Source organism: Aquabacterium sp. (assembly GCF_030652515.1).
Classification (GTDB): domain Bacteria; phylum Pseudomonadota; class Gammaproteobacteria; order Burkholderiales; family Burkholderiaceae_C; genus Aquabacterium.
This window is the reverse complement of sequence record NZ_JAUSAR010000097.1, coordinates 1-20,724: the sequence shown is the minus strand read 5'-3', so window position 1 is coordinate 20,724 and position 20,724 is coordinate 1. Positions and strand designations below refer to the sequence as shown.

The window sequence follows — 20,724 nt, the reverse complement described above, 5'->3', positions numbered from 1 at the left end:
CATCGCAAGGATTAACACAATGGCCGTGACCACCGTCGCACAACTCGCCGCGGAGCTCAATCGCCCGGCAGCGACACTGCTGGAGCAGCTGCATTCAGCGGGCGTGCCGAAAGCTTCGCACGAAGACGTGCTCACGGAGGCTGACAAAGAGCGCCTGCTGGACCACCTTCGCCATGCGCACGGCTCGGCCGCGGCTGATCGCAAGAAGATCACGCTGACGCGCAAGTCGACCACGGAGATCAAGCAGGCGGATGCGTCGGGCAAAGCCCGCACCATCCAGGTCGAAGTGCGCAAGAAGCGCACCTTCGTCAAGCGCGATGAAGTGGGTGGTGCCGAAGAGTCCACACCTGAAATCGACGAAGCTGATCTGCAGCGTCGTGAAGAAGAGGCCCGTCAGGAAGCCGAAGCCCTGCGCGTGCAGGAAGAGGCCTTGACCGAGCAGCGTCGCCAGCGCGAAGAACAAGAGCGCATTCAGCGCGAAGCTGCCGAGGCCGCGCAAGCCAAGGCGGTGGAGGAAGCTGCACGTGCTGCGCAAGACACCGCCCAACTCACGACGCAGCAGGAAGCTGTGGCCCGCCGTGCTGCGCAAGAAGCTGCTGCACGTGCCGAGTCCGCCGCGCTGACCGCATCCTCCAAGAGCCGCAACACCCGCAAGACTGCTGCGGTGGTGGCCGAAGTGGCGGCATCCCCTGTGGTGGCGTTGGCTGAAGGTGGCGATGGTTCGGAAGGTCCTTCCGACGAGGTGAGCACAACGGCGCCCGCCGTGGCCGCTGCCGCCACGCCTGCCGCCACGACAGCAGCAGCTGCTGTCCCTGCCGCGCCGGTCAAGCCTTCCGGCGTCCGCGTGGTCAAGGCCGCGACGATCGAAGCCGAAGAGAAGCAACGCATTGCCGATCTGGCAGGCCGCCGCAAGGCCGCCGAGGACGAAGCCGCTGCGATTCGCGCCATGATGTCCGCCCCCCGCAAGGTGCTGACGGCTGCCAAGCCTGTCGAGCCGCCCAAGGTTGATGCGAACAAGGAAGGCATCAAGGGCACCATCCACAAGCCCAAGGGTGCTCCGGGTGCGCCCGCTGCACCTGGCACCGCTGGTGCCGCCAAGCCTGGCGACAAGAAGTCGGTCAAATCCGAAAAGCTCTCGTCGAGCTGGGCGGATGATGCCAAGAAGCGCGCCGCTGCCGGCAACAAGGGTCCTGCCGGGCGTTCGCCGGGTGGTGCCAGTGGCTGGCGTGCGCCGGGTGGCCGTGGTGGCCGCCGTGGTGACAACCGCAACAGCGATCACCAATCCAACTTCGTGGCCCCGAGCGAGCCGCAAGTCATTGAAGTGCACGTGCCCGAAACCATCAGCGTGGCCGATCTGGCGCACAAGATGTCGGTCAAGGCCTCCGAGGTCATCAAGCACTTGATGAAGCTGGGTCAGATGGTCACCATCAATCAGCAGCTTGATCAGGAAACCGCCATGATCCTCGTCGAGGAACTGGGCCACACCGCGGTCGCTGCCAAGCTGGACGATCCGGACGCCTTCCTCGAAGAAGAACACGCCGCTCAGACTGGCGAGCTGCTGCCCCGCGCTCCCGTGGTCACCGTCATGGGTCACGTCGACCACGGCAAGACCTCGCTGCTCGACTACATCCGCACCAGCCGTGTCGCGGCCGGTGAAGCGGGCGGCATCACGCAGCACATTGGCGCTTATCACGTCGATACGCCTCGCGGCATGATCACCTTCCTCGATACCCCAGGTCACGAGGCCTTCACGGCCATGCGTGCCCGTGGTGCCAAGGCCACCGACATCGTCATCCTGGTGGGGGCGGCGGACGACGGCGTGATGCCGCAGACCAAGGAAGCCATCCACCACGCCAAGGCGGCGGGGGTGCCGATCGTGGTTGCCATCAACAAGATCGACAAGCCCGACACCAACTTGGAGCGCGTCAAGCAAGAGCTGGTGGGCGAGCAAGTGGTGCCTGAAGAATACGGTGGCGATTCGCCCTTCGTGCAAGTGTCGGCCAAGACCGGTCAGGGCATTGATGCCTTGCTGGAACAAGTGCTGCTGCAAGCCGAAGTGCTGGAACTCACCGCGCCCAAGGAAGCCATGGCCAAGGGCCTGGTCATCGAAGCGCGTCTGGACAAGGGCCGTGGCCCTGTCGCGACAGTGCTGATTCAAACCGGCACGCTCAAGCGTGGTGACGTGGTCCTGGCCGGTGCCAGCTACGGCCGTGTTCGTGCGATGTTGGACGAGAACGGCAAGCCCATCAATGAGGCTGGCCCGTCCATCCCTGTTGAGATCCAGGGCCTGACCGAAGTGCCGTCGGCTGGCGACGAATTCATGGTGCTGGGCGACGAACGCCGTGCCCGTGAAATCGCCACCTTCCGCCAAGGTCGGTACCGCGATGTCAAGCTGTCCAAGCAACAAGCCGCCAAGCTCGAGAACATGTTCGAGAACATGGGTCAGGGCGAAGTGCAAACGTTGCCGCTCATCATCAAGGCCGACGTCCAAGGTTCGCAAGAAGCCCTGGGCACGTCCCTGCTCAAGCTGTCGACGCCCGAGATCAAGGTGCAGATCGTTCATGCCGCCGTGGGTGGCATCAGCGAGTCTGACGTCAACCTGGCCATCGCCTCCAAGGCTGTGCTGATTGGCTTCAACACCCGTGCAGACGCTGGCGCTCGCAAGCTGGCCGAACACAATGGCGTGGACATCCGCTACTACAACATCATTTACGACGCCGTGGATGAAGTGAAGGCGGCGATGTCGGGCATGTTGGCGCCCGAGTTGCGCGAAGAAGTCATCGGTTCTGCCGAGATCCGTCAGGTGTTCATCGCCTCGAAGATCGGCACGATCGCGGGTTGCATGGTCTTGTCTGGCGTGGTCCGCCGCAGTGCGCGTCTGCGTCTGCTGCGTGAAAACGTGGTCATCTACACCGGCGAACTCGACGGCCTCAAGCGCTTCAAGGACGACGTCAAGGAAGTCAAGGAAGGCTTCGAGTGCGGCCTCAACCTCAAGGGCTACAACGACATCAAAGAAGGCGATGTCCTGGAGTTCTTCGAAATCAAGGAAGTTGCCCGCACCTTGTAAGGCATTCACGTGCCTTCGGGCCCGACCCGCGACCCCGCCTTCACCCGGCGGGGTTCGTGCTTGAGGGCCCGTGCTTCAGGAGTTCACCATGCGCCATAAAAAATCAGCTCCCAACCGCAGCCACCGCGTCTCTGACCAGATTCAGCGCGACGTGGCCGAGCTCATCCGCGATCTGAAGGATCCGCGCATCGGCATGATCACGATCAACCACGTTGAAGTGACGCCCGACTACGCCCACGCCAAGGTGTTTTTCTCGGTGTTGACCGGTGATTCGCAAGCTTGCGAGTTGGCCTTGAACGAGGCCGCCGGTTTCGTGCGCAATGGCCTGTTCAAGCGTTTGCAGATCCACACCGTGCCCACTTTGCACTTTCACTTTGACCGCACCACCGAGCGTGCGGCCGAACTCAGTGCCTTGATCACCAGGGCTGTGAAAGACAAGGCCAAGGATGCCGACGAGGTGCCTGCCGACAGCAAAGCCCCCGGCGAGGCACTGCCCGAATGAACAACCGGCCGCCGCGTCAACCGCGCCGCGCTTTGCACGGCGTCATCCTGTTGGACAAGCCCCTGGGTCTGTCGAGCAATGACGCCTTGCAGAAAGTGCGCCGCCTGATGCGCGCCGAGAAAGCGGGCCATACCGGCACGCTGGATCCTTTGGCCACGGGCTTGCTGCCTTTGTGCTTTGGGGCTGCCACCAAGTTTTCGCAGGTGTCGCTCGAGGCCGACAAGGCCTACCGCGCCACGCTCAAGCTGGGCCAGACGACCACCACGGCCGATGGCGAAGGCGAAGTGGTGCAAGAGCGCCCCATTCAAGTTGATGACGCGAAGATCGCCGCCGCCTGTGCCGCGATGACCGGCGAGATCGACCAGGTGCCGCCCATGCATTCGGCCCTCAAGCACGAAGGCCGGGCCCTGTACGAATACGCCCGCGAAGGCATCGAGATCGAGCGCCCATCCCGCCGCATCACCATTCACGCCATTGACATCGTCGGCTGGCAAGGTGACAGCCTGACGCTTGACGTGCGTTGCAGCAAAGGCACTTACATCCGCACGCTGGCCGAGTCCATCGGCGAGCACCTGAGTTGTGGCGCCTACCTGCAAGGCCTGCGCCGCACCGCCAGTGGTGGCACGACACTTGAAGGCGCCGTGACCCTGGAAGCCCTGCAAGCGATGACCGAAGCCGAGCGCGACACCCACCTGCAAGCCGCCGATGTGCTCTTGTCCGATTGGCCCGCCGTGGTCCTGGACGAAAGCGAGGCTGGCCGCTTCCTGACCGGCCTGCGCCGCCGCGTGAAGCTGGACGATGCGCCCCAAGTTCGGGTCTACGGACCCAACCCCACGGCCGCCAACGGCCAGTTGCCTCGGGTGCTGCTGGGCAGTGCCCACATCAAGGCCGGTGAATTGATCCCGACCCGTTTACTCAGCCCTGCCGAAGTGCAGGGTCTGTTGACCCCAGTTCTTTGATTTCCAGACCAGTGAGCCTCGCATGAGCAAACAAATCCGCAATATCGCCATCATCGCCCACGTTGACCATGGCAAAACCACCATGGTTGACCAACTGCTGCGGCAGTCGGGCACCTTCGCCGACCACGAAAAAGTCGTCGACACCGTGATGGACAACAACGCCATCGAACGCGAGCGGGGCATCACCATCCTGGCCAAGAACTGCGCCGTGAGCTGGGAAGGCACGCACATCAACATCGTCGACACCCCGGGCCACGCCGACTTCGGTGGTGAAGTGGAACGCGCGCTGTCCATGGTTGACGGCGTGGTGCTGCTGATCGACGCGCAAGAAGGCCCGATGCCGCAAACGCGCTTCGTGACCAAGAAGGCACTGGCCCTGGGCCTCAAGCCCATCGTCGTGGTCAACAAGGTGGACAAGCCCGGTGCCAAGCCCGATGCCGTGGTCAACGCCGCTTTCGACCTGTTCGACAAGCTGGGCGCCACCGACGAGCAGCTCGACTTCCCCGTGGTCTACGCCTCGGGCATCAATGGCTGGACTTCCCTGGTCGAAGGCGCGCCTGGTGAGAAGTGGGGCGAAGACATGTCGGCCCTGTTCAACACCGTGCTCAAGCACGTGCCTCCTCAGTCGGGCGACCCGGCCGCCCCCCTGCAATTGCAGATCTCGGCGCTGGACTTCTCGACCTTCGTGGGTCGCATCGGCGTGGGCCGCATCAGCCAGGGCACGATCAAGCCCGGCATGAACGTGGCCGTGATGGAAGGCCCCGATGGCAAGACCATCAATGGTCGCATCAACCAGGTGCTGACTTTCCAAGGCCTGGACCGTGTGCAAGTGACCGAAGCCGGTCCGGGCAACATCGTGCTGATCAACGGCATCGAAGACATCAACATTGGCGTGACGGTGACCGACCGTGAAAATCCGCAGCCACTGCCGATGCTCAAGATCGACGAGCCGACCCTGACCATGAACTTCTGCGTGAACAACTCGCCTTTGGCGGGTCGTGAAGGCAAGTACGTGACCAGCCGTCAGATCTGGGACCGCCTGCAGAAAGAGCTGCAACACAACGTGGCCCTGCGCGTGAAGGAAACCGACGAAGACGGCATCTTCGAAGTGATGGGCCGTGGCGAACTGCACCTGACCATCCTGCTGGAAAACATGCGCCGTGAAGGCTATGAGCTGGCAGTGTCCAAGCCCCGCGTGGTGTTCCAGGAGATCAACGGCGAGAAGCACGAGCCCATGGAGCTGGTGACCGTGGACGTCGAAGAAATCCACCAAGGTGGCGTGATGCAGGCCCTGGGTCTGCGCAAGGGCGACATGGTCAACATGGAACCCGACGGCCATGGCCGCGTGCGCCTGGAATACCGCATCCCCGCCCGTGGCTTGATCGGTTTCAGCAACGAGTTCATGAACTTGACCCGCGGCTCTGGCCTGATCGCCTCTTTGTTCGACGGCTACGAGCTGCACAAGGGCGAAATCGGTGGCCGCAAGAACGGCGTGCTGATCTCGATGGACGAAGGTGAAATCTTCACCTACGCCCTGGGCAAGCTGGACGACCGTGGCCGCATGTTCGTCAAGCCGAACGATCCGGTGTACGAAGGCATGATCGTCGGTATCCACAGCCGCGACAACGACCTGGTCGTGAACGCCACGCGCACCAAGCAGCTGACCAACTTCCGCGTCTCGGGCAAGGAAGACGCGATCAAGATCACGCCGCCGATCGACCTGACGCTGGAGTACGGCGTTGACTTCATCGATGACGACGAGCTGGTTGAAATCACGCCCAAGTCGATCCGGGTGCGCAAGCGATTCCTCAAGGAAAGCGATCGCAAGCGCAACCGCAACGCTTGAGTTCGTTCCCGTCCACCATGATAGAAGTTTGCATGGTGGGTTCGGTGGGCGTGATTCGCCTGAACCGGCCCAAGGCGCTCAACGCGCTCAATCTGGAGATGGTCAGGGCACTGACCGAGGTGCTGCGGCGCTGGGAGCACGATCCCGCTGTCGTGGGCATCGTGCTGCGCGGCTCGGCCCGCCCAGGCGAGGACGCGGCCAATTTCTGTGCGGGCGGTGACATCCGCTTCATGCACGCCGCCGCCTTGTCAGGCGATTTGCGGCTCGACGATTTTTTCACCGAAGAGTACGCACTCGACCACCTGCTGCACCGCTATCACAAGCCCATCATGGCCTGGATGGAGGGCATCGTGATGGGTGGGGGCATGGGCCTGGCCCAAGGCGCCCGCCTTCGCGTGGTGACCGATCGTGCTCACCTGGCCATGCCCGAGACGCGCATCGGCCTGTTCCCCGATGTGGCCGGTGGCTACTTTTTGTCGCGCTGCCCTGGCAGGGTGGGCGAGTACCTGGGCGTGTGCGGCAAAGGCATCGCCGCGGCCGAGGCCCTGGCCTGGGGCTTGGCGGATGCTTACGCACCTGCCCACGATCTGGATCCCTGGCTGGAATCGCTGGCCCAGAAGCCGCCCAGCACCGATGCTGGCTTTTTGCGCCGTGCCCGCGCCATGCTGAATCAGGTGGACCAGTCGGGCATGAAGCCCTCCCTGCTGTTGGCCGAGCGTGAGCGCATTGACCGCCATTTCGCACACCACACCGTGGCTGAGATCTTGTCGTCGCTGGCCACCGATGACAGCGAATGGGCGCGCCAGACCATTCACCACATGGCGGGCAATTCGCCCTTGATGATGTGCGTGACCCTGGAGCAGATCCGCCGCGCACGTGCCATGAGTTTGCCTCAGGTGTTCCGCATGGAGCGCGACATGGTGCGCCATTGCTTTGGCTTGCGCCGAGGCCGTGAGAGTGAAACCGTGGAGGGCATCCGTGCGCTCGCGGTCGACAAGGACCATCAACCCATGTGGAATCCCGTCAACACCTCTGAGGTGAGTGTCGAGATGGTGCAGGCCTTCTTCGAGAGTCCATGGCCACAATGGCTGCATCCTTTGCGTGACCTGAGCTGACAACGAACCGCGCCATGAGCCTGCCCTCGACCTTGCAACACAGTCCGTGGCGCCTCAGCGTGGCGCCGATGATGGACTGGACGGACCGGCATTGCCGCTACTTCCACCGCCAGTTGAGCCGCCACACGCGCCTGTACACCGAGATGGTGACCACCGGCGCCTTGTTACACGGCAACGTCCCCCGCCACCTGGATTTCAACGGTGAAGAGCACCCGGTGGCCTTGCAACTGGGCGGCAGCGAACCCGCCGACCTGGCCGCCTGCGCCAAGCTGGCCCAGCAATGGGGCTATGACGAAGTCAACCTCAACTGCGGCTGCCCCAGCGAGCGGGTGCAACGCGGCGCTTTTGGTGCCTGCCTGATGGCCGAAGCACCCTTGGTGGCGGATGGCGTCAAAGCCATGCTGGATGCCACCGGCGGCAACGCGCGCATGCCCATCACGGTCAAGCACCGCATTGGCATCGACCAGGGCGAGAGCTACGACTTCGTTCGGGACTTCGTGGGCACGATCGCCGACGTTGGTTGCGAGGTATTCATGGTGCATGCCCGCAATGCCTGGCTGAAGGGGTTGAGCCCCAAGGAAAACCGCGAGGTGCCACCGCTGCGCTACGAGTTTGTGCACCGGCTCAAACGCGATTTTCCGCACCTGACGGTCGTGCTCAATGGCGGCATCACCGACAACGCGCAGATTGCCGAGCAGCTCAAGCCCGGTGCGGTGTTCGAAGGTGTGACGTTGGACGGGGTGATGGTGGGGCGTGCCGCTTATCACCAGCCTTGGATGATGGCCGACTGGGATGCCCTGTTCTATGGCGACGAGTCATTCGGCACCGACCGGCGCCGAGAGGACCTGGAAGCCGCCATGGTGGCGTACTGCGAGCGTGAAATCGCCCGCACGCAAGGCATGGAAGGCGCCGCGGTGCGCTGGCCTTCCGTGATTCGGCACATCCTGGGTCTGTACAACGGCTTGCCCGGTGCGCGGCGTTGGCGCCAGGTCTGGTCAGACCATCAACTCAAGGCCTTGGCACCTGCCGAGGTGATGCGTTTGGCCCACCAGCGCGGCTGAAACCCGAAGCTGGACATGAAAAAAGGCACCCGAGGGTCAATGCCAGTCAGTTAAGAGCTGACTGGCATTTTTTTGACGGGTACTTGCCGCGAGCAGAGCGTTTGACCTCACGAGGGAAGCTGCGATCAGTGCGGCGAGGCGGCAGCACGAAATAGCGAGCCTGCTCAAGCAGGCGCTGCAAGTGCTGGGGCAGGGTTCCCGCACGAGTCAGGTGCACGGTGTTGAGCGCACCGACGATGGCATGCTGAGCAGTGTGGAAACTGATGCGGGTGGGCTCCACGCCAGCGTGCTGGGCCATCAGCCGCATCCAGCGCCGCAGCAGCGTATGGGCGATCAGCACGCCCCAGATCTCTTGCATGACCAACTCTGGCTGCTTGCTGCGCAGCACACCTTGGCCTTGCTGCAAAGACTGCTTGATTTCACGAAATCCCAGCTCGATCTCCCAGCGCTGGCGATACAGCTGCGCCAACTCTGAGGCGGCAAACCGCTTGGGATCAAGCATTGAGGTGATGAAGCGCCTGGTCTTGCCGCCCACGTCTGTTTGGATCAATCGGGCCTTCCAATGGCTGGGCAGTTCGGGGCGCAGCTGCCTGGCGCGTTGGGACACTGGCATGTTGATCAGCCAGTCGCCTTCGCCCAGTGTTTCGACGACTTCGTGGCGCCGGTTGTCTTTGGCGCGCATGAGCCAATGGCGCTGAGTACCGGCGTGCTGCCAGTCCATCAAGAACGCCGCAGAGAAGTACGCGCGGTCAAACAGCGTGATCGAATGATCCAGGCCACGCAGATCGGCCGCCAGCGTCAACTCGCCGCAGTGGTAGTCCCCCAGCTTGGCATCGAGCAACTCGTGGCTGTCGGTATCGAGCAGGCACACGCCTCGCACCATGGGCCAGGGCTGAGGACCGTATTGCGTCAGGCCGCTGCCCAGCGCCTGGCGATTGTCCTGGCTATCGGGGGCGGACCAGACCACGCCATCGACGGCCAACACGCGCAAAGACTCTTGATGCACCGGATGGGCTCGTCCCCAGGCATCGGTGAGCAAGCCAAACAAATGAGCCAAGGGCTCGGCCCCCAGCCTTTGGCGGGCCTGAACGCTGCTGCTGGGTGCGGGCAGATCTTGCCCATCGAGCGTGAGCGCCATCTCCTGAACGACCTGCCACAGCGGCATGTGGCGAAACAAGGCCAGACCGATCACCAGCCAGACCGCATGGTCGGCAGGCAGTTTGCGTCGGCGGATGGAGGCCTTGCCGGTAGCACTGAGGGCTTGCTCGATCCAAGCAGGGTCGATCAACGTTGCCAACTCGGCCATACCACCGGCTGGCAAGCTCGCCAACGTCTCATTCAGGGCATCTTGAAGCAGGCTCATCAAAGAAAAAGGGAACGTGAAACACGTTCCCTTTTTACCGCCTGTCAGATCAAGCGGGGCTTAACTGACTGGCATTGACCCGAGGGTGCCTTCTTGACGTGCCAGGTAAAACCTGACTGAGTGATCAGTGATCAGGCGACTTCGCCAACCACGGTCACGGTCACGTCCACCACCACGTCGGTGTGCAGAGCCACCGACACAGTGTGGTCGCCAACGATCTTCAAAGGACCATTGGGCAGGCGCACTTGAGCCTTGACCACATCGTAGCCAGCCTTCTTCAGGCCTTCGGCGATGTCGGCATTGGTGACCGAACCGAACAGGCGGCCGTCAACGCCAGCCTTTTGGCTCACGGTCACGGTCTTGCCGCTCAGGCGGTCGCCCAGGCCTTGTGCTGCAGCGTGCTTGTCGGCTTGAGCCTTTTCGATCTCGGCGCGGCGAGCTTCGAATTCAGCGATGGCCTTGGTGGTGGCACGACGGGCGCGGCCCGAAGGGATCAGGAAATTACGGGCGTAGCCGTCTTTGACCTTGACCACATCACCCAGGGTACCCAGGTTGACGATTTTTTCGAGGAGGATGATTTGCATGTCGAAAACTCCTTAGACCTTGTGCTGGTCGCTGTAAGGCAGCATGGCCAGGAAGCGAGCACGCTTGATGGCGGTTGTCAGCTGGCGTTGATAGATCGCGCGCGTGCCGGTCAGGCGAGCGGGGATGATCTTGCCGTTTTCGGCGATGAAGTCGCGCAGGGTGTCGACATCCTTGTAGTCGATCTGCTCAACACCGGTGACGGTGAAGCGGCAGAAGCGCTTGCGGCGGAACAGCAACGATTGGGTGTTGCGTTTACCTTTGCGGTCTTTGGAGAACTTGCCGTTCTTGGAACGAGGAGCGGGCATTTGATGACCTCTTTAAACAGTGTCGTTGAGTTCGGTGATGTGCAGCAGCACGCCGCGTCCGTTGCGAGGAGCGCCCAGGAAACCAGCCAGCCCTAAGGGCACGCCAATTTCGCATCGGATCAATTGCTCGGCAATCGATCCAATGGCCACCGCCTTGATGTCCAGCGCCACCTTGCGGGGCTGCTGGGCTTCGACGACATCCGATTCATGTTTCAGAACCAGGTCGAGGGCGGGTAATCCGGCCGGGGTGTATCTCAGCGCTTTGCGTTCGATGATCTGGGCTGTCAACAGCACACGGTTCATGAGAACGCGGACGCGATGCCTTGCGGCATCAATCAGGCAGCAGCTTGTTGCTCTTGGTGACTGGCCTTGCGGGCTTCATCACGCTCAACTTGCTTCATCATGATGGACGGGCCGGCCGGAGCCTTGTCGTTCACCACGGTCAGGTGACGCAGCACGGCGTCATTGAACTTGAAGCCGGTTTCGAGTTCAACCAAGGTTTCCTTGGTGGTCTCGATGTTCAGGCACAGGTAGTGCGCCTTGGCCAGCTTGACGATCTGGTAGGCCAGTTGACGACGGCCCCAGTCTTCGACACGGTGCACCTGGCCACCGGTGGAGGTGATCAGGGTCTTGTAGCGCTCCAGCATGGCTGGAACTTGTTCGCTTTGATCCGGGTGGATCAGCAGCACGATTTCATAGTGACGCATAAATGCTCCTTATGGATTCCCCGCCCGGCACTCTTGAATGAAGTCACCAGGAAGGATGGAAGCCGTCGCGAAGCGTCAAACCCGCAAACGGCAAGGGCTGCTCAAATGTCTAAAAACACATCTGGGCAACAAATGGGTAGCCAAAGATTATAACGCGCATATTGACATTTGCCAATATGCGCGCAGCACAAGGTGCTGAGGCTTATTTCTTCTGGGCCAGGCGCTGCCAGGTTTCAACCACGGTGTCGGGGTTCAGGGACATCGACACGATGCCTTCTTCGGCCAACCAGTCGGCAAAATCTGGGTGGTCGCTGGGGCCTTGTCCGCAAATGCCAATGTATTTTCCTTGGGCGCGGCAAGCGGCGATGGCGCGCGAGATCATGGCCTTGACGGCCGGATCGCGTTCGTCAAAGTCTTGCGCCAGCACTTCCAGGCCGGAGTCGCGGTCCAGGCCCAGGGTGAGCTGGGTCAGGTCGTTCGAGCCGATCGACATGCCGTCGAAGTACTCCAGGAACTGGTCGGCCAGGATCGCATTGCTGGGCACTTCGCACATCATGATGACCTTCAGGCCATCTTTGCCGCCTTGCGATTCGCGCACCAGGCCGTGGTCGGCCAGCATCGAAGTCACTTTTTCGGCCTGCTTCAAGGTGCGCACGAAAGGCACCATGATCTCGACGTTGCTCAGTCCCATGTCGGTGCGCACACGCTTGAGGGCTTCGCACTCCATGGCGAAAGCCTCGCCGAACTCGGCGCTGATGTAGCGCGAGGCGCCACGGAAACCCAGCATGGGGTTTTCTTCTTCCGGTTCGTAGCGCGAACCGCCGATGAGCTTTTTGTACTCGTTGGACTTGAAGTCCGACAGGCGCACGATGACGGGCTTGGGCCAGAACGCTGCAGCGATGGTGGCGATGCCTTCGGCCAGTTTGTCGACGTAAAACGCGCGCGGGCTGGCGTGGCCACGGGCCACCGACTCGACGGCCTTCTTCAGGTCGTTGTCGACATTCGGGTAGTCCAAGATGGCCTTGGGGTGCACGCCGATGTTGTTGTTGATGATGAACTCGAGGCGGGCCAGGCCCACGCCGCTGTTGGGCATCTGGGCGAAGTCGAAGGCCAGTTGCGGGTTGCCCACGTTCATCATGATCTTGATGCCGACGTGGGGCATTTCGCCGCGCGTGACTTCGGTGATCTCGGTTTCCAGCAGGCCGTCGTAGATGTGGCCAGTGTCGCCTTCGGAGCAGGCCACGGTGACCAGGGCGCCGTCCTTCAGTTTTTCGGTCGCGTTGCCGCAGCCGACCACGGCCGGGATGCCCAGTTCACGCGCGATGATGGCCGCGTGGCAGGTGCGCCCGCCCCGGTTGGTGACGATGGCGCTGGCGCGTTTCATGACCGGTTCCCAGTTCGGGTCGGTCATGTCGGTGACCAGCACGTCGCCGGGCTGGACTGTGTCCATGTCGGCCAGCGAGTGCACCACGCGCACGGGGCCGGTGCCGATCTTCTGGCCAATGGCGCGGCCCTCAGCCAGCACGGTGCCGGTGCTCTTGAGCTTGTAACGCTGCTCGGTCTTGCCTTGCTGCTGGCTCTTCACGGTCTCGGGCCGGGCCTGCAGGATGTAGATCTTGCCGTCAACGCCGTCCTTGCCCCATTCGATGTCCATGGGGCGGCCGTAATGCTGCTCGATGACGAGCGCGTACTTGCCCAGCTCGGTCACGTCTTCGTTGCTCAGGCTGTAGCGGTTGCGCAGTTCGTGCGTGGTGTCGACGGTGCGCACCAGCTTGCCGGAGGCGGCTTTTTCCTCGGGCGTGGCGAACTCCATCTTGATCAGCTTGGAGCCCAGGTTGCGGCGGATCACGGCCTGCTTGCCAGCTTTCAGGGCGGGCTTGTGCACGTAGAACTCGTCAGGGTTGACGGCGCCTTGCACTACGGTCTCGCCCAGGCCATAGCTGGAGGTGATGAAGACGACGTCTTCGAAACCCGATTCGGTGTCGATGGTGAACATGACACCTGCGGCGCCCAGATCGGAGCGCACCATGCGCTGAACACCGGCCGACAGGGCCACCACGTCATGGGCGAAGCCCTTGTGCACGCGGTAGGAGATGGCGCGGTCGTTGTAGAGCGAGGCGAACACTTCCTTCATCTTGTGCAGGATGTCTTCGATGCCGACGACGTTCAGGAAGGTCTCTTGCTGGCCGGCAAACGAGGCGTCGGGCAGGTCTTCGGCGGTGGCCGAGGAGCGCACGGCGAAGGAGGCCTCCAGGTTGTCGCCCGCCAGGGTGATGAAGGCCGCACGGATGGCTTGATCGAGGTCGGCGGGGAAGGGTTGGGCTTCGACCCAGCCACGGATTTCGGCACCAGCTTCGGCCAATGCCCGGACGTCTTCGGTGTCCAGGGCGGCCAGGCGTTGGCTGATGCGGTCGGTCAGGCCGTCGTGCTTGAGGAATTCGCGGAACGCATGGGCTGTGGTGGCGAAACCGGTGGGCACGCGCACGCCATCGGGCAGTTGGGAAATCATCTCGCCCAGGCTGGCATTTTTGCCGCCAACGGACTCGACGTCGGTCATTCGCAGTTGTTCGAAGGGCACGACCAGGGCGGTCGGCTCAAAGAGGGTAGACATAGACAAAGCTCCAAGATAAAAAAACTGGTCTGTGGCTTCTCTGTCGGGGCCCTGGATTTGTGTTTATGGGGCCGCCAAACCGATCTGCGCACGAAGTTGATCGGATTGTAGGGGGCAGCCTATGATCCTGGCTTGTTCAAGCTCTTTCCAAAGGCCTTGACCCGGGTGTCTTCACGCATTCAGGGGGAGGCGGAGTCGCACCATGTCCGATCGCAGTGTTTTTTTCGTGTCCGATGGCACCGGCATCACCGCCGAAACCCTGGGCAATTCCATCCTGGCGCAGTTCGCGGTCAAGCCGCGGCATGTGCGTCGGCCGTTCATCGACACGGTGGACAAGGCTTTCCAGGTGGTGCGCGAGATCAACGCCGCCGGTGAGCGCGAGGGCAAGCGCGCCGTGGTGTTCACCACCCTGGCCAACGACGATGTGCTCAACATCCTCAAGGCTTGCAATGGCAAGGTCTTTGACATGATCAAGACTTTCGTGGAACCACTCGAGGAAGAGTTCGGCCTGAAATCCAACCACCGTGTGGGCCGCTTCAGCGATGCCAGCCAGGACCGCGAGTACAACGACCGCATTGACGCCATCAACTTCACCCTCGAGCACGACGACGGCCAGTCTGGGCGCAGCCTGGAGACCTCGGACGTGGTGCTGGTGGGTGTGAGCCGCAGCGGCAAGACGCCGACGTCTTTGTATTTGGCGATGCAACATGGCATCAAGGCGGCCAACGTGCCCTTGATCCCCGAGGATTTCGAGCGCGGCTTCTTGCCCGCCATGCTCAAGCCCCACAAGAAGAAGTGCTTCGGCCTGACCATCGATCCCGTGCGCCTGTCCCAGATCCGCAATGAACGTCGCCCCGGCAGCAAGTACGCCAGTCTGGAAAACTGCCGCCACGAGGTCAACCAGGCCGAGGCCATGATGCGCCGTGAGGGCATTGCGTGGTTGTCGTCCACACACAAGTCGATCGAAGAAATCGCCACCACCATCCTGCGCGATTTGCGCCCTGACCGTTTGATCTACTGATGTCCATGACCGACTTTGAAAATTCGCAGCCCTTCACCGAAACCAATGCCTTGAAGCCTTTCATCAGCACCGACGATGATTCGATGTCGATGCAGTTCGACCTCAAGTTGATCCAGAGCCGCATGCGCCTGGATGATCCGATCGCGCTGGACCTGCAGTACACGCGGGCCATGATGGCGTTTCTGATGCTGAACCCGGAGCCCCGGTCGATCCTGATGGTCGGGCTGGGTGGCGGTTCGCTGGCCAAGTACTGTCACGCGCACTTGCCGCAAGCCGACATCACGGTGGTGGAGATCAATCCCCACGTGATCGAGGTGCGCGATGCCTTCAAGGTGCCGCCCGACAGCGATCGCTTCAGAGTGGTGTGCGGTGATGGCGCGGATTTCATGGCGAAGGCGCCGGAGGGTTCTTACGACCTGATCATGATCGATGGCTTCAACTACGAAGGTCAGCCCGAGACGCTGGTGTCTATCGAGTTCTACAAGGCCTGCCGCAATGTCCTGGCCGAGTCCGGCATCCTGGTGGTCAACCTGCAGGACATCGAGCCGGAATGCACCCGCTTGGTCGGTCGCATCTGGCAGGTTTTTGGCGAGCCGGTGATGGCGCTGGACATTGAGTGCGGTGGCAATCGCATCGTGGTCGCCAGCACGGAAGAGGTTTTTCGCGAGTGCGCGGGCAGCTTTGGCCGGCGCTGGGCGGCACTGTCGGTGGAACACAAGGAGACCTTGCGTTTCTCCACGGCGTCGATCGAGTATGAACTCGAGCCTTGGCAATCTCCGAAGAAGATCGCCAAGGCGCCCAAGCTCAAGAAGCGTAGTCGCTGACCGGCACGCAGGAGCAGAAAAGGTTGCGGTCGCCGTAGACGTTGTCCACGCGGCCCACCGGCACCCAATACTTCTGCTGGCGCAGGCTGGCCACCGGGTAGGCGGCTTGCTCGCGGGTGTAGCCGTGCGCCCACTCGCCCTTGAGAAGTGAGGCGGCCGTGTGGGGCGCGTTCTTCAAGGGGTTGTCGTCTTGAGACCACTGGCCTTGCTCGACCTGGCGGATCTCTTCGCGGATGGCGATCATGGCGTCGCAGAAGCGGTCCAGCTCGAACTGCGATTCGCTTTCAGTGGGCTCGACCATCAGGGTGCCGGCCACCGGGAAGCTCAGCGTGGGCGCGTGGAAGCCGTAGTCGATCAGGCGTTTGGCCACGTCTTCGGCGCTGACGCCGCTGGTGTCTTTCAAGGGGCGGAGGTCGAGGATGCACTCGTGTGCCACGCCGCCGCCCTTGATGGCTGCGTTGCCACCGCTGAAGTGGATGTCGTAGTGGTCGGCCAGGCGGGCAGCCACGTAGTTAGCGTTGAGGATGGCGATCTCGGTGGCATCTTTCAGGCCATTGGGGCCCATCATGCGCACGTACATCCAGCTGATGGGCAGCACGGCGGCGTTGCCCAAAGGCGCGGCCGACACGGCGCCCACTTGTTGCTCGGTGCCAATGCCGGCGGCACGGTGCGCAGGCAGGTAGGGCACCAGGTCTTCGACCACGCAGACGGGGCCGACGCCGGGGCCGCCACCGCCGTGGGGGATGCAGAAGGTCTTGTGCAGGTTGAGGTGGCTCACATCGCCGCCGAACTCGCCGGGGGCGGCCAAGCCGACCAGGGCATTCATGTTGGCGCCGTCCACGTAGACGCGGCCGCCGTGCTGGTGCACCAGGGCGCACAGCTCTTTCACGCGGGTCTCGAACACGCCGTAGGTGGAGGGGTAGGTGATCATCACGGCGGCCAGCTTGGCGCTGTGTGCTTCGCACTTGGCGCGCAGGTCGTCCAGATCGACGTTGCCGTCGGCATCGCATTTGGTCACGACCACCTTCATGCCCACCATTTGCGCGCTGGCAGGGTTGGTGCCGTGGGCGCTTTCAGGGATCAGGCAGATGTCGCGGTGGCCTTCGCCACGGGCGTCGTGGTAAGCCTTGATGACCAGCAGGCCGGCGTATTCGCCTTGCGAACCGGCATTGGGTTGCAGGCTGATGCCGGCGTAGCCGGTGGCCTGGCACAACCAGGCGCGCAGTTGTTCGTCCAGCAGGGCATAGCCCTTCAACTGGTCTTGCGGGGCGAAGGGGTGGATGTTGGCGAACTCGGGCCAGGTGATGGGGATCATCTCGCTGGTGGCGTTCAGCTTCATGGTGCACGAACCCAGGGGGATCATGGTGCGGTCCAGGGCCAGGTCCTTGTCGGCCAGGGCGCGCAGGTAGCGCAGCATCTCGGTCTCGGAGTGGTGGGTGTTGAAGACCGGGTGCGTCATGAAGCTGCTTTCGCGGCGCAGCGCGTTGGGGATGGTCAATGCCACACCCGATTCAAAAGCGGCGAAGGAGGGCAGCGCTTTGTTGCCAGCGAACACGGTCCACAGGTCGATGATGTCGTCGCGCGTGGCGGTCTCGTCCAGCGAGATGGTCAGGCTGTCTTGGCTCGCGATGCGCAGGTTGATGCCAGCCTTTTGCGCAGCAGCGACGATGGTGTCACGGTCGCCTTCAGCCAGTACCTGGATGGTGTCGAAAAAGGTGGTGTGCACGACCGTGCGGCCCAGGGCCTTGAGGCCTTCGGCCAGGATGGCGGTGTAGCTGGCCACGCGCAGGGCGATGCGCTTGAGGCCTTCGGGGCCGTGGTAGACGGCGTACATGCTGGCCACCACCGCAGGCAGCACCTGCGCCGTGCAGATGTTGGACGTGGCCTTTTCACGGCGAATGTGCTGTTCGCGCGTTTGCAGGGCCAGGCGGTAGGCGGTGTTGCCGTGGGTGTCCACGCTGACGCCAACCAGGCGGCCGGGCATCGAGCGCTTGTAGTCGTCACGCGTGGCCATGTAGGCGGCGTGCGGGCCACCATTGCCCATGGGCATGCCGAAACGCTGGGTGTTGCCCACAGCGATGTCGGCGCCCAATTCACCTGGGGAGACCAGCAGGGTCAAAGCCAGCAGGTCAGCGGCGACGATGGCCAGCGCGCCCTTGGCGTGCAGGGCGTCGATCAGGGGTTTGAGGTCGCGCACCTGGCCGTTCACGCCGGGGTATTGCAGCAGGGCGGCGAAGCAGTCGTTGCTGGCCAGGTGCTCGGCCAGCTTGGCGGCGTGCACCACGTCCACCGTGATGTCCAGCGGCTTGGCGCGCGTCTGGATCACTTCCAGCGTTTGGGGCAGCACATCGTGGCAGACCACGAAGCGCGTGCTCTTGGACTTGCCGGCACGCGCCGCCAGGGTCATGGCTTCAGCCGCCGAGGTGGCCTCGTCCAGCATCGACGAGTTGGCGATGGCCATGCCGGTCAGGTCGCAAACCATGGTCTGAAAATTGACCAATGCCTCCATGCGGCCCTGCGAGATCTCGGCCTGGTAAGGCGTGTAGGCCGTGTACCAGGCGGGGTTCTCGAGGATGTTGCGCAGGATGACCCCCGGCGTCAGAGTGCCGTAATAGCCCTGGCCGATGAAGTTGCGCATCAGGCGGTTCTGGCTGGCGATGCGTTTGAGGTCGGCCAAGGCCTGCGCTTCGCTCAAGGCGGCCGGCAACTCCATGGGCGCGGGGCGCTTGATGGAGGCGGGGACGATGCCGTCGATCAAGGCCTGGCGCGAGGCCACGCCCACCACGCTGAGCATGTGCGCCTGCTCGGCATCCCGGGGGCCCAGGTGTCGGGCTTGGAACTCACGGGCGTTTTCCAGTTCAGCGAGGGTGGGGGTGTGGGTCAGCATGGTCGGGCTTGGCAATCAGGGGTACAGCAGGAACGGCAGGGGCTTTGGAAGAGAAACGCTCAGGCGTTCTTGACCAGGTCGTCGTAGGCGGTCTTGTCCATCAGGGCGTCCAGCTCGGATGGGTTGGACAGCTTGACCTTGAAGAACCAGCCAGCGCCCAGCGGGTCGGTGTTGGCCAGCGAGGGGTCGTCGCGCAGGGCTTCATTGACTTCGGTGATCTCACCGCTCACGGGCATGTAGACGTCGGCGGCGGCCTTGACGGATTCGACCACGCCGGCCACATCGTGGGGCTTGAAGCTGGTGCCGACGGCGGGCAGGTCCACGTAGACCACATCGCCCAGGGCGTCTTGCGCGTGGAGGGTGATGCCGACGATGGCGGTGCCGTCAGCTTCGATTTGCAGCCATTCGTGTTCGGGGGTGTATTTGATGGTCATGGTGGGGTCCTTGATCAAAAGAAAAAACGGGATGAGTTTCAGCCGCGGTAGTAGCCGTTGGGCACGAAAGGCAGGGTGGTCACGGTCATGGGCACACGCTTGTCGCGCACCAGGGCGAACACCGGCGTGCCGATGGCCGCGTGGGTGAATGACACATAAGCCAACGCGATCGGCTGGTTGATGCTGGGCCCGGGCGAGCCGCTGGTGACGATGCCCAGCGGGGTGCCGTCTTCAGCAACGATCTGGGCGCCTTCGCGCACGGGCACGCGCTCGCTGCCGATCAGGCCGACGCGCTTGCGCTGCACGCCTTGCGCCAGTTGCTCGTCGATCACGCGGGCACCGGGGTAGCCGCCAGCGCGGGCGCCACCAGCGCGGCGCACCTTCTGGATGGCCCAGGTCAGGGCGCCTTCGACGGGGGAGGTGTCGGTGTTGATGTCGTGGCCGTACAGGCACAGGCCGGCTTCCAGGCGCAGCGAATCGCGGGCGCCCAGGCCGATGGGTTTGACCTCGGGTTGGTCGAGCAGCACGCGGGCGAGCGCTTCGGCTTGGGCGGCGGGCACGGAGATCTCGAAGCCGTCTTCGCCGGTGTAGCCCGAGCGGGTGACGAAGCAATCGGCACCGTTCAGCACAAAGTGGCCTCCGGTCATGAAGGTCAGCTTCTGCACCTCAGGGTTCAGGCGCGCCAGGGCGGTCACCGCTTGCGGGCCCTGCAGCGCCAACAGGGCCTGGTCGGGCAGGGGCTGCACAGTGCAGCGCTGGCCGATGTGCTGTTGCAGATGGGCAATGTCCTGAACCTTGCAGGCGGCATTGACGATGACGAAGAGGTCGTCCGCGCGGCGGGTGACCATCAAGTCGTCCAGGATGCCGCCGGTGTCGTTGGTGAACAGGGCGTAGCGCTGCTTGAACACGGGCAGATCGACGATGTCCACCGGCACCAGGGTTTCAAGCGCTTGGTCGGCATCCGCGCCCTTGAGCAGCAACTGGCCCATGTGCGAGACGTCGAACAAACCAGCCGCGGCGCGGGTGTGCTTGTGCTCGGTCATGAGGCCGGTGGGGTATTGCACCGGCATGTCGTAGCCGCCGAAGGGCACCATCTTGGCGCCGAGTTCGACGTGCAGGGCGTGGAGGGGCGTTTTGAGCAGGTCTGCAGACATGAGCGTGCCTGACCGCCAGGCCAGGAAGAGGGCATTGACATGGTTCCAGGGGACGCCTCGCTTTACAAGCAAAACGCCTTCCCGGTGCTGCCCTCGCTGTCCGCTTTACCTGAGAGATTGACCCGTCGCCACGGCATGACCATGGCGGCGCGGGCTTGCCCCTTCGGTGGGTTGGCTCGAAGACCAACCTCTCTCCAGTGAGGATCACCCTGCGAACAAGGTGTTTGCCAGTCCTTTTGCCTGAGCGTTCGGATGGCAAGCCACCCTGCGCCTTCGGCGACCC

The 20,724-nt window shown here is 63.0% G+C and carries 17 protein-coding genes and 2 riboswitches; of the genes, 8 read left to right on the top strand and 9 right to left on the bottom strand.

Going from position 1 to position 20,724, the window contains the following annotated elements:
* Positions 1-19: 19 nt before the first annotated feature.
* The 6 genes from infB (at position 20) to dusA (ending at position 8,550) form a co-directional block, all read left to right on the top strand.
* Positions 20-3,067 carry a translation initiation factor IF-2 gene (gene infB, locus Q7V20_RS11640; RefSeq protein WP_304790910.1) on the top strand — a complete coding sequence of 1,016 codons (3,048 nt, stop codon included), beginning with the start codon at positions 20-22 and terminating at the stop codon, positions 3,065-3,067.
* An 88-nt stretch (positions 3,068-3,155) separates the two neighbouring features.
* On the top strand, positions 3,156-3,569 hold the full coding sequence (rbfA, locus tag Q7V20_RS11635) for a 30S ribosome-binding factor RbfA (RefSeq protein WP_304790907.1): 414 nt from the start codon (positions 3,156-3,158) through the stop codon (positions 3,567-3,569).
* Entirely contained in the window at positions 3,566-4,528 is a 963-nt protein-coding gene (truB, locus tag Q7V20_RS11630; protein WP_304790904.1) for a tRNA pseudouridine(55) synthase TruB, read from the top strand. Before rbfA ends, truB begins: the two co-directional genes overlap by 4 nt.
* Before the next feature lie 22 nt (positions 4,529-4,550).
* Positions 4,551-6,374 carry a translational GTPase TypA gene (gene typA, locus Q7V20_RS11625; protein WP_304790902.1) on the top strand — a complete coding sequence of 608 codons (1,824 nt, stop codon included), beginning with the start codon at positions 4,551-4,553 and terminating at the stop codon, positions 6,372-6,374.
* Between the two features lie 17 nt (positions 6,375-6,391).
* Complete coding sequence (locus tag Q7V20_RS11620) at positions 6,392-7,489, top strand: enoyl-CoA hydratase/isomerase family protein (RefSeq protein WP_304790899.1); 1,098 nt, start codon at positions 6,392-6,394, stop codon at positions 7,487-7,489.
* A 14-nt stretch (positions 7,490-7,503) separates the two neighbouring features.
* Positions 7,504-8,550 carry a tRNA dihydrouridine(20/20a) synthase DusA gene (gene dusA / locus Q7V20_RS11615; RefSeq protein ID WP_304790897.1) on the top strand — a complete coding sequence of 349 codons (1,047 nt, stop codon included), beginning with the start codon at positions 7,504-7,506 and terminating at the stop codon, positions 8,548-8,550.
* Between the two features lie 46 nt (positions 8,551-8,596).
* Here dusA and Q7V20_RS11610 read toward each other — a convergent pair whose 3' ends face one another.
* The 6 genes from Q7V20_RS11610 to ppsA all read right to left on the bottom strand — a co-directional run bounded on the left by Q7V20_RS11610 (position 8,597) and on the right by ppsA (position 14,121).
* Complete coding sequence (locus Q7V20_RS11610) at positions 8,597-9,913, bottom strand: IS4 family transposase (protein ID WP_304790894.1); 1,317 nt, start codon at positions 9,911-9,913, stop codon at positions 8,597-8,599.
* A gap of 131 nt (positions 9,914-10,044) precedes the next feature.
* Positions 10,045-10,497: a 50S ribosomal protein L9 gene (gene rplI, locus Q7V20_RS11605; RefSeq protein ID WP_304790891.1), complete on the bottom strand. Its 453-nt coding sequence runs from the start codon at positions 10,495-10,497 to the stop codon at positions 10,045-10,047.
* A 12-nt stretch (positions 10,498-10,509) separates the two neighbouring features.
* Complete coding sequence (gene rpsR, locus Q7V20_RS11600) at positions 10,510-10,803, bottom strand: 30S ribosomal protein S18 (protein WP_230182552.1); 294 nt, start codon at positions 10,801-10,803, stop codon at positions 10,510-10,512.
* Between the two features lie 12 nt (positions 10,804-10,815).
* Complete coding sequence (gene priB, locus Q7V20_RS11595; protein WP_304790888.1) at positions 10,816-11,106, bottom strand: primosomal replication protein N; 291 nt, start codon at positions 11,104-11,106, stop codon at positions 10,816-10,818.
* A 32-nt stretch (positions 11,107-11,138) separates the two neighbouring features.
* The gene (gene rpsF / locus Q7V20_RS11590) at positions 11,139-11,510 is read right to left on the bottom strand and encodes a 30S ribosomal protein S6 (RefSeq protein WP_230182554.1); all 372 of its coding nucleotides are present in this window, start codon (positions 11,508-11,510) and stop codon (positions 11,139-11,141) included.
* Positions 11,511-11,712: 202 nt separating this feature from the next.
* Positions 11,713-14,121, bottom strand: a complete 2,409-nt coding sequence (ppsA, locus tag Q7V20_RS11585) for a phosphoenolpyruvate synthase (protein ID WP_304790885.1) — start codon at positions 14,119-14,121, stop codon at positions 11,713-11,715.
* A 202-nt stretch (positions 14,122-14,323) separates the two neighbouring features.
* On the opposite strand from ppsA, the gene Q7V20_RS11580 reads away from it, so the two are divergent.
* Together Q7V20_RS11580 and Q7V20_RS11575 are read left to right on the top strand one after the other, a co-directional pair.
* The gene (locus Q7V20_RS11580; protein ID WP_304790882.1) at positions 14,324-15,142 is read left to right on the top strand and encodes a pyruvate, water dikinase regulatory protein; all 819 of its coding nucleotides are present in this window, start codon (positions 14,324-14,326) and stop codon (positions 15,140-15,142) included.
* Positions 15,142-15,966 (top strand): fused MFS/spermidine synthase, encoded by an 825-nt coding sequence (locus tag Q7V20_RS11575; protein ID WP_304790879.1) that lies wholly within the window; start codon positions 15,142-15,144, stop codon positions 15,964-15,966. The genes Q7V20_RS11580 and Q7V20_RS11575 overlap by 1 nt, the downstream gene beginning before the upstream one ends.
* On the opposite strand, the gene gcvP is transcribed toward Q7V20_RS11575, so the two are convergent.
* The 3 genes from gcvP to gcvT are packed head-to-tail and all read right to left on the bottom strand — an operon-like array spanning position 15,947 to position 20,441.
* Entirely contained in the window at positions 15,947-18,853 is a 2,907-nt protein-coding gene (gene gcvP, locus Q7V20_RS11570; protein ID WP_304790876.1) for an aminomethyl-transferring glycine dehydrogenase, read from the bottom strand. The genes Q7V20_RS11575 and gcvP overlap by 20 nt on opposite strands.
* 59 nt (positions 18,854-18,912) lie before the next feature.
* On the bottom strand, positions 18,913-19,287 hold the full coding sequence (gene gcvH, locus Q7V20_RS11565) for a glycine cleavage system protein GcvH (RefSeq protein ID WP_304790873.1): 375 nt from the start codon (positions 19,285-19,287) through the stop codon (positions 18,913-18,915).
* 38 nt (positions 19,288-19,325) lie between these two features.
* Entirely contained in the window at positions 19,326-20,441 is a 1,116-nt protein-coding gene (gcvT, locus tag Q7V20_RS11560; RefSeq protein ID WP_304790871.1) for a glycine cleavage system aminomethyltransferase GcvT, read from the bottom strand.
* A gap of 86 nt (positions 20,442-20,527) precedes the next feature.
* Positions 20,528-20,649, bottom strand: a riboswitch (glycine riboswitch).
* 10 nt (positions 20,650-20,659) lie between these two features.
* Positions 20,660-20,724, bottom strand: a riboswitch (glycine riboswitch). This riboswitch is flagged as partial in the annotation.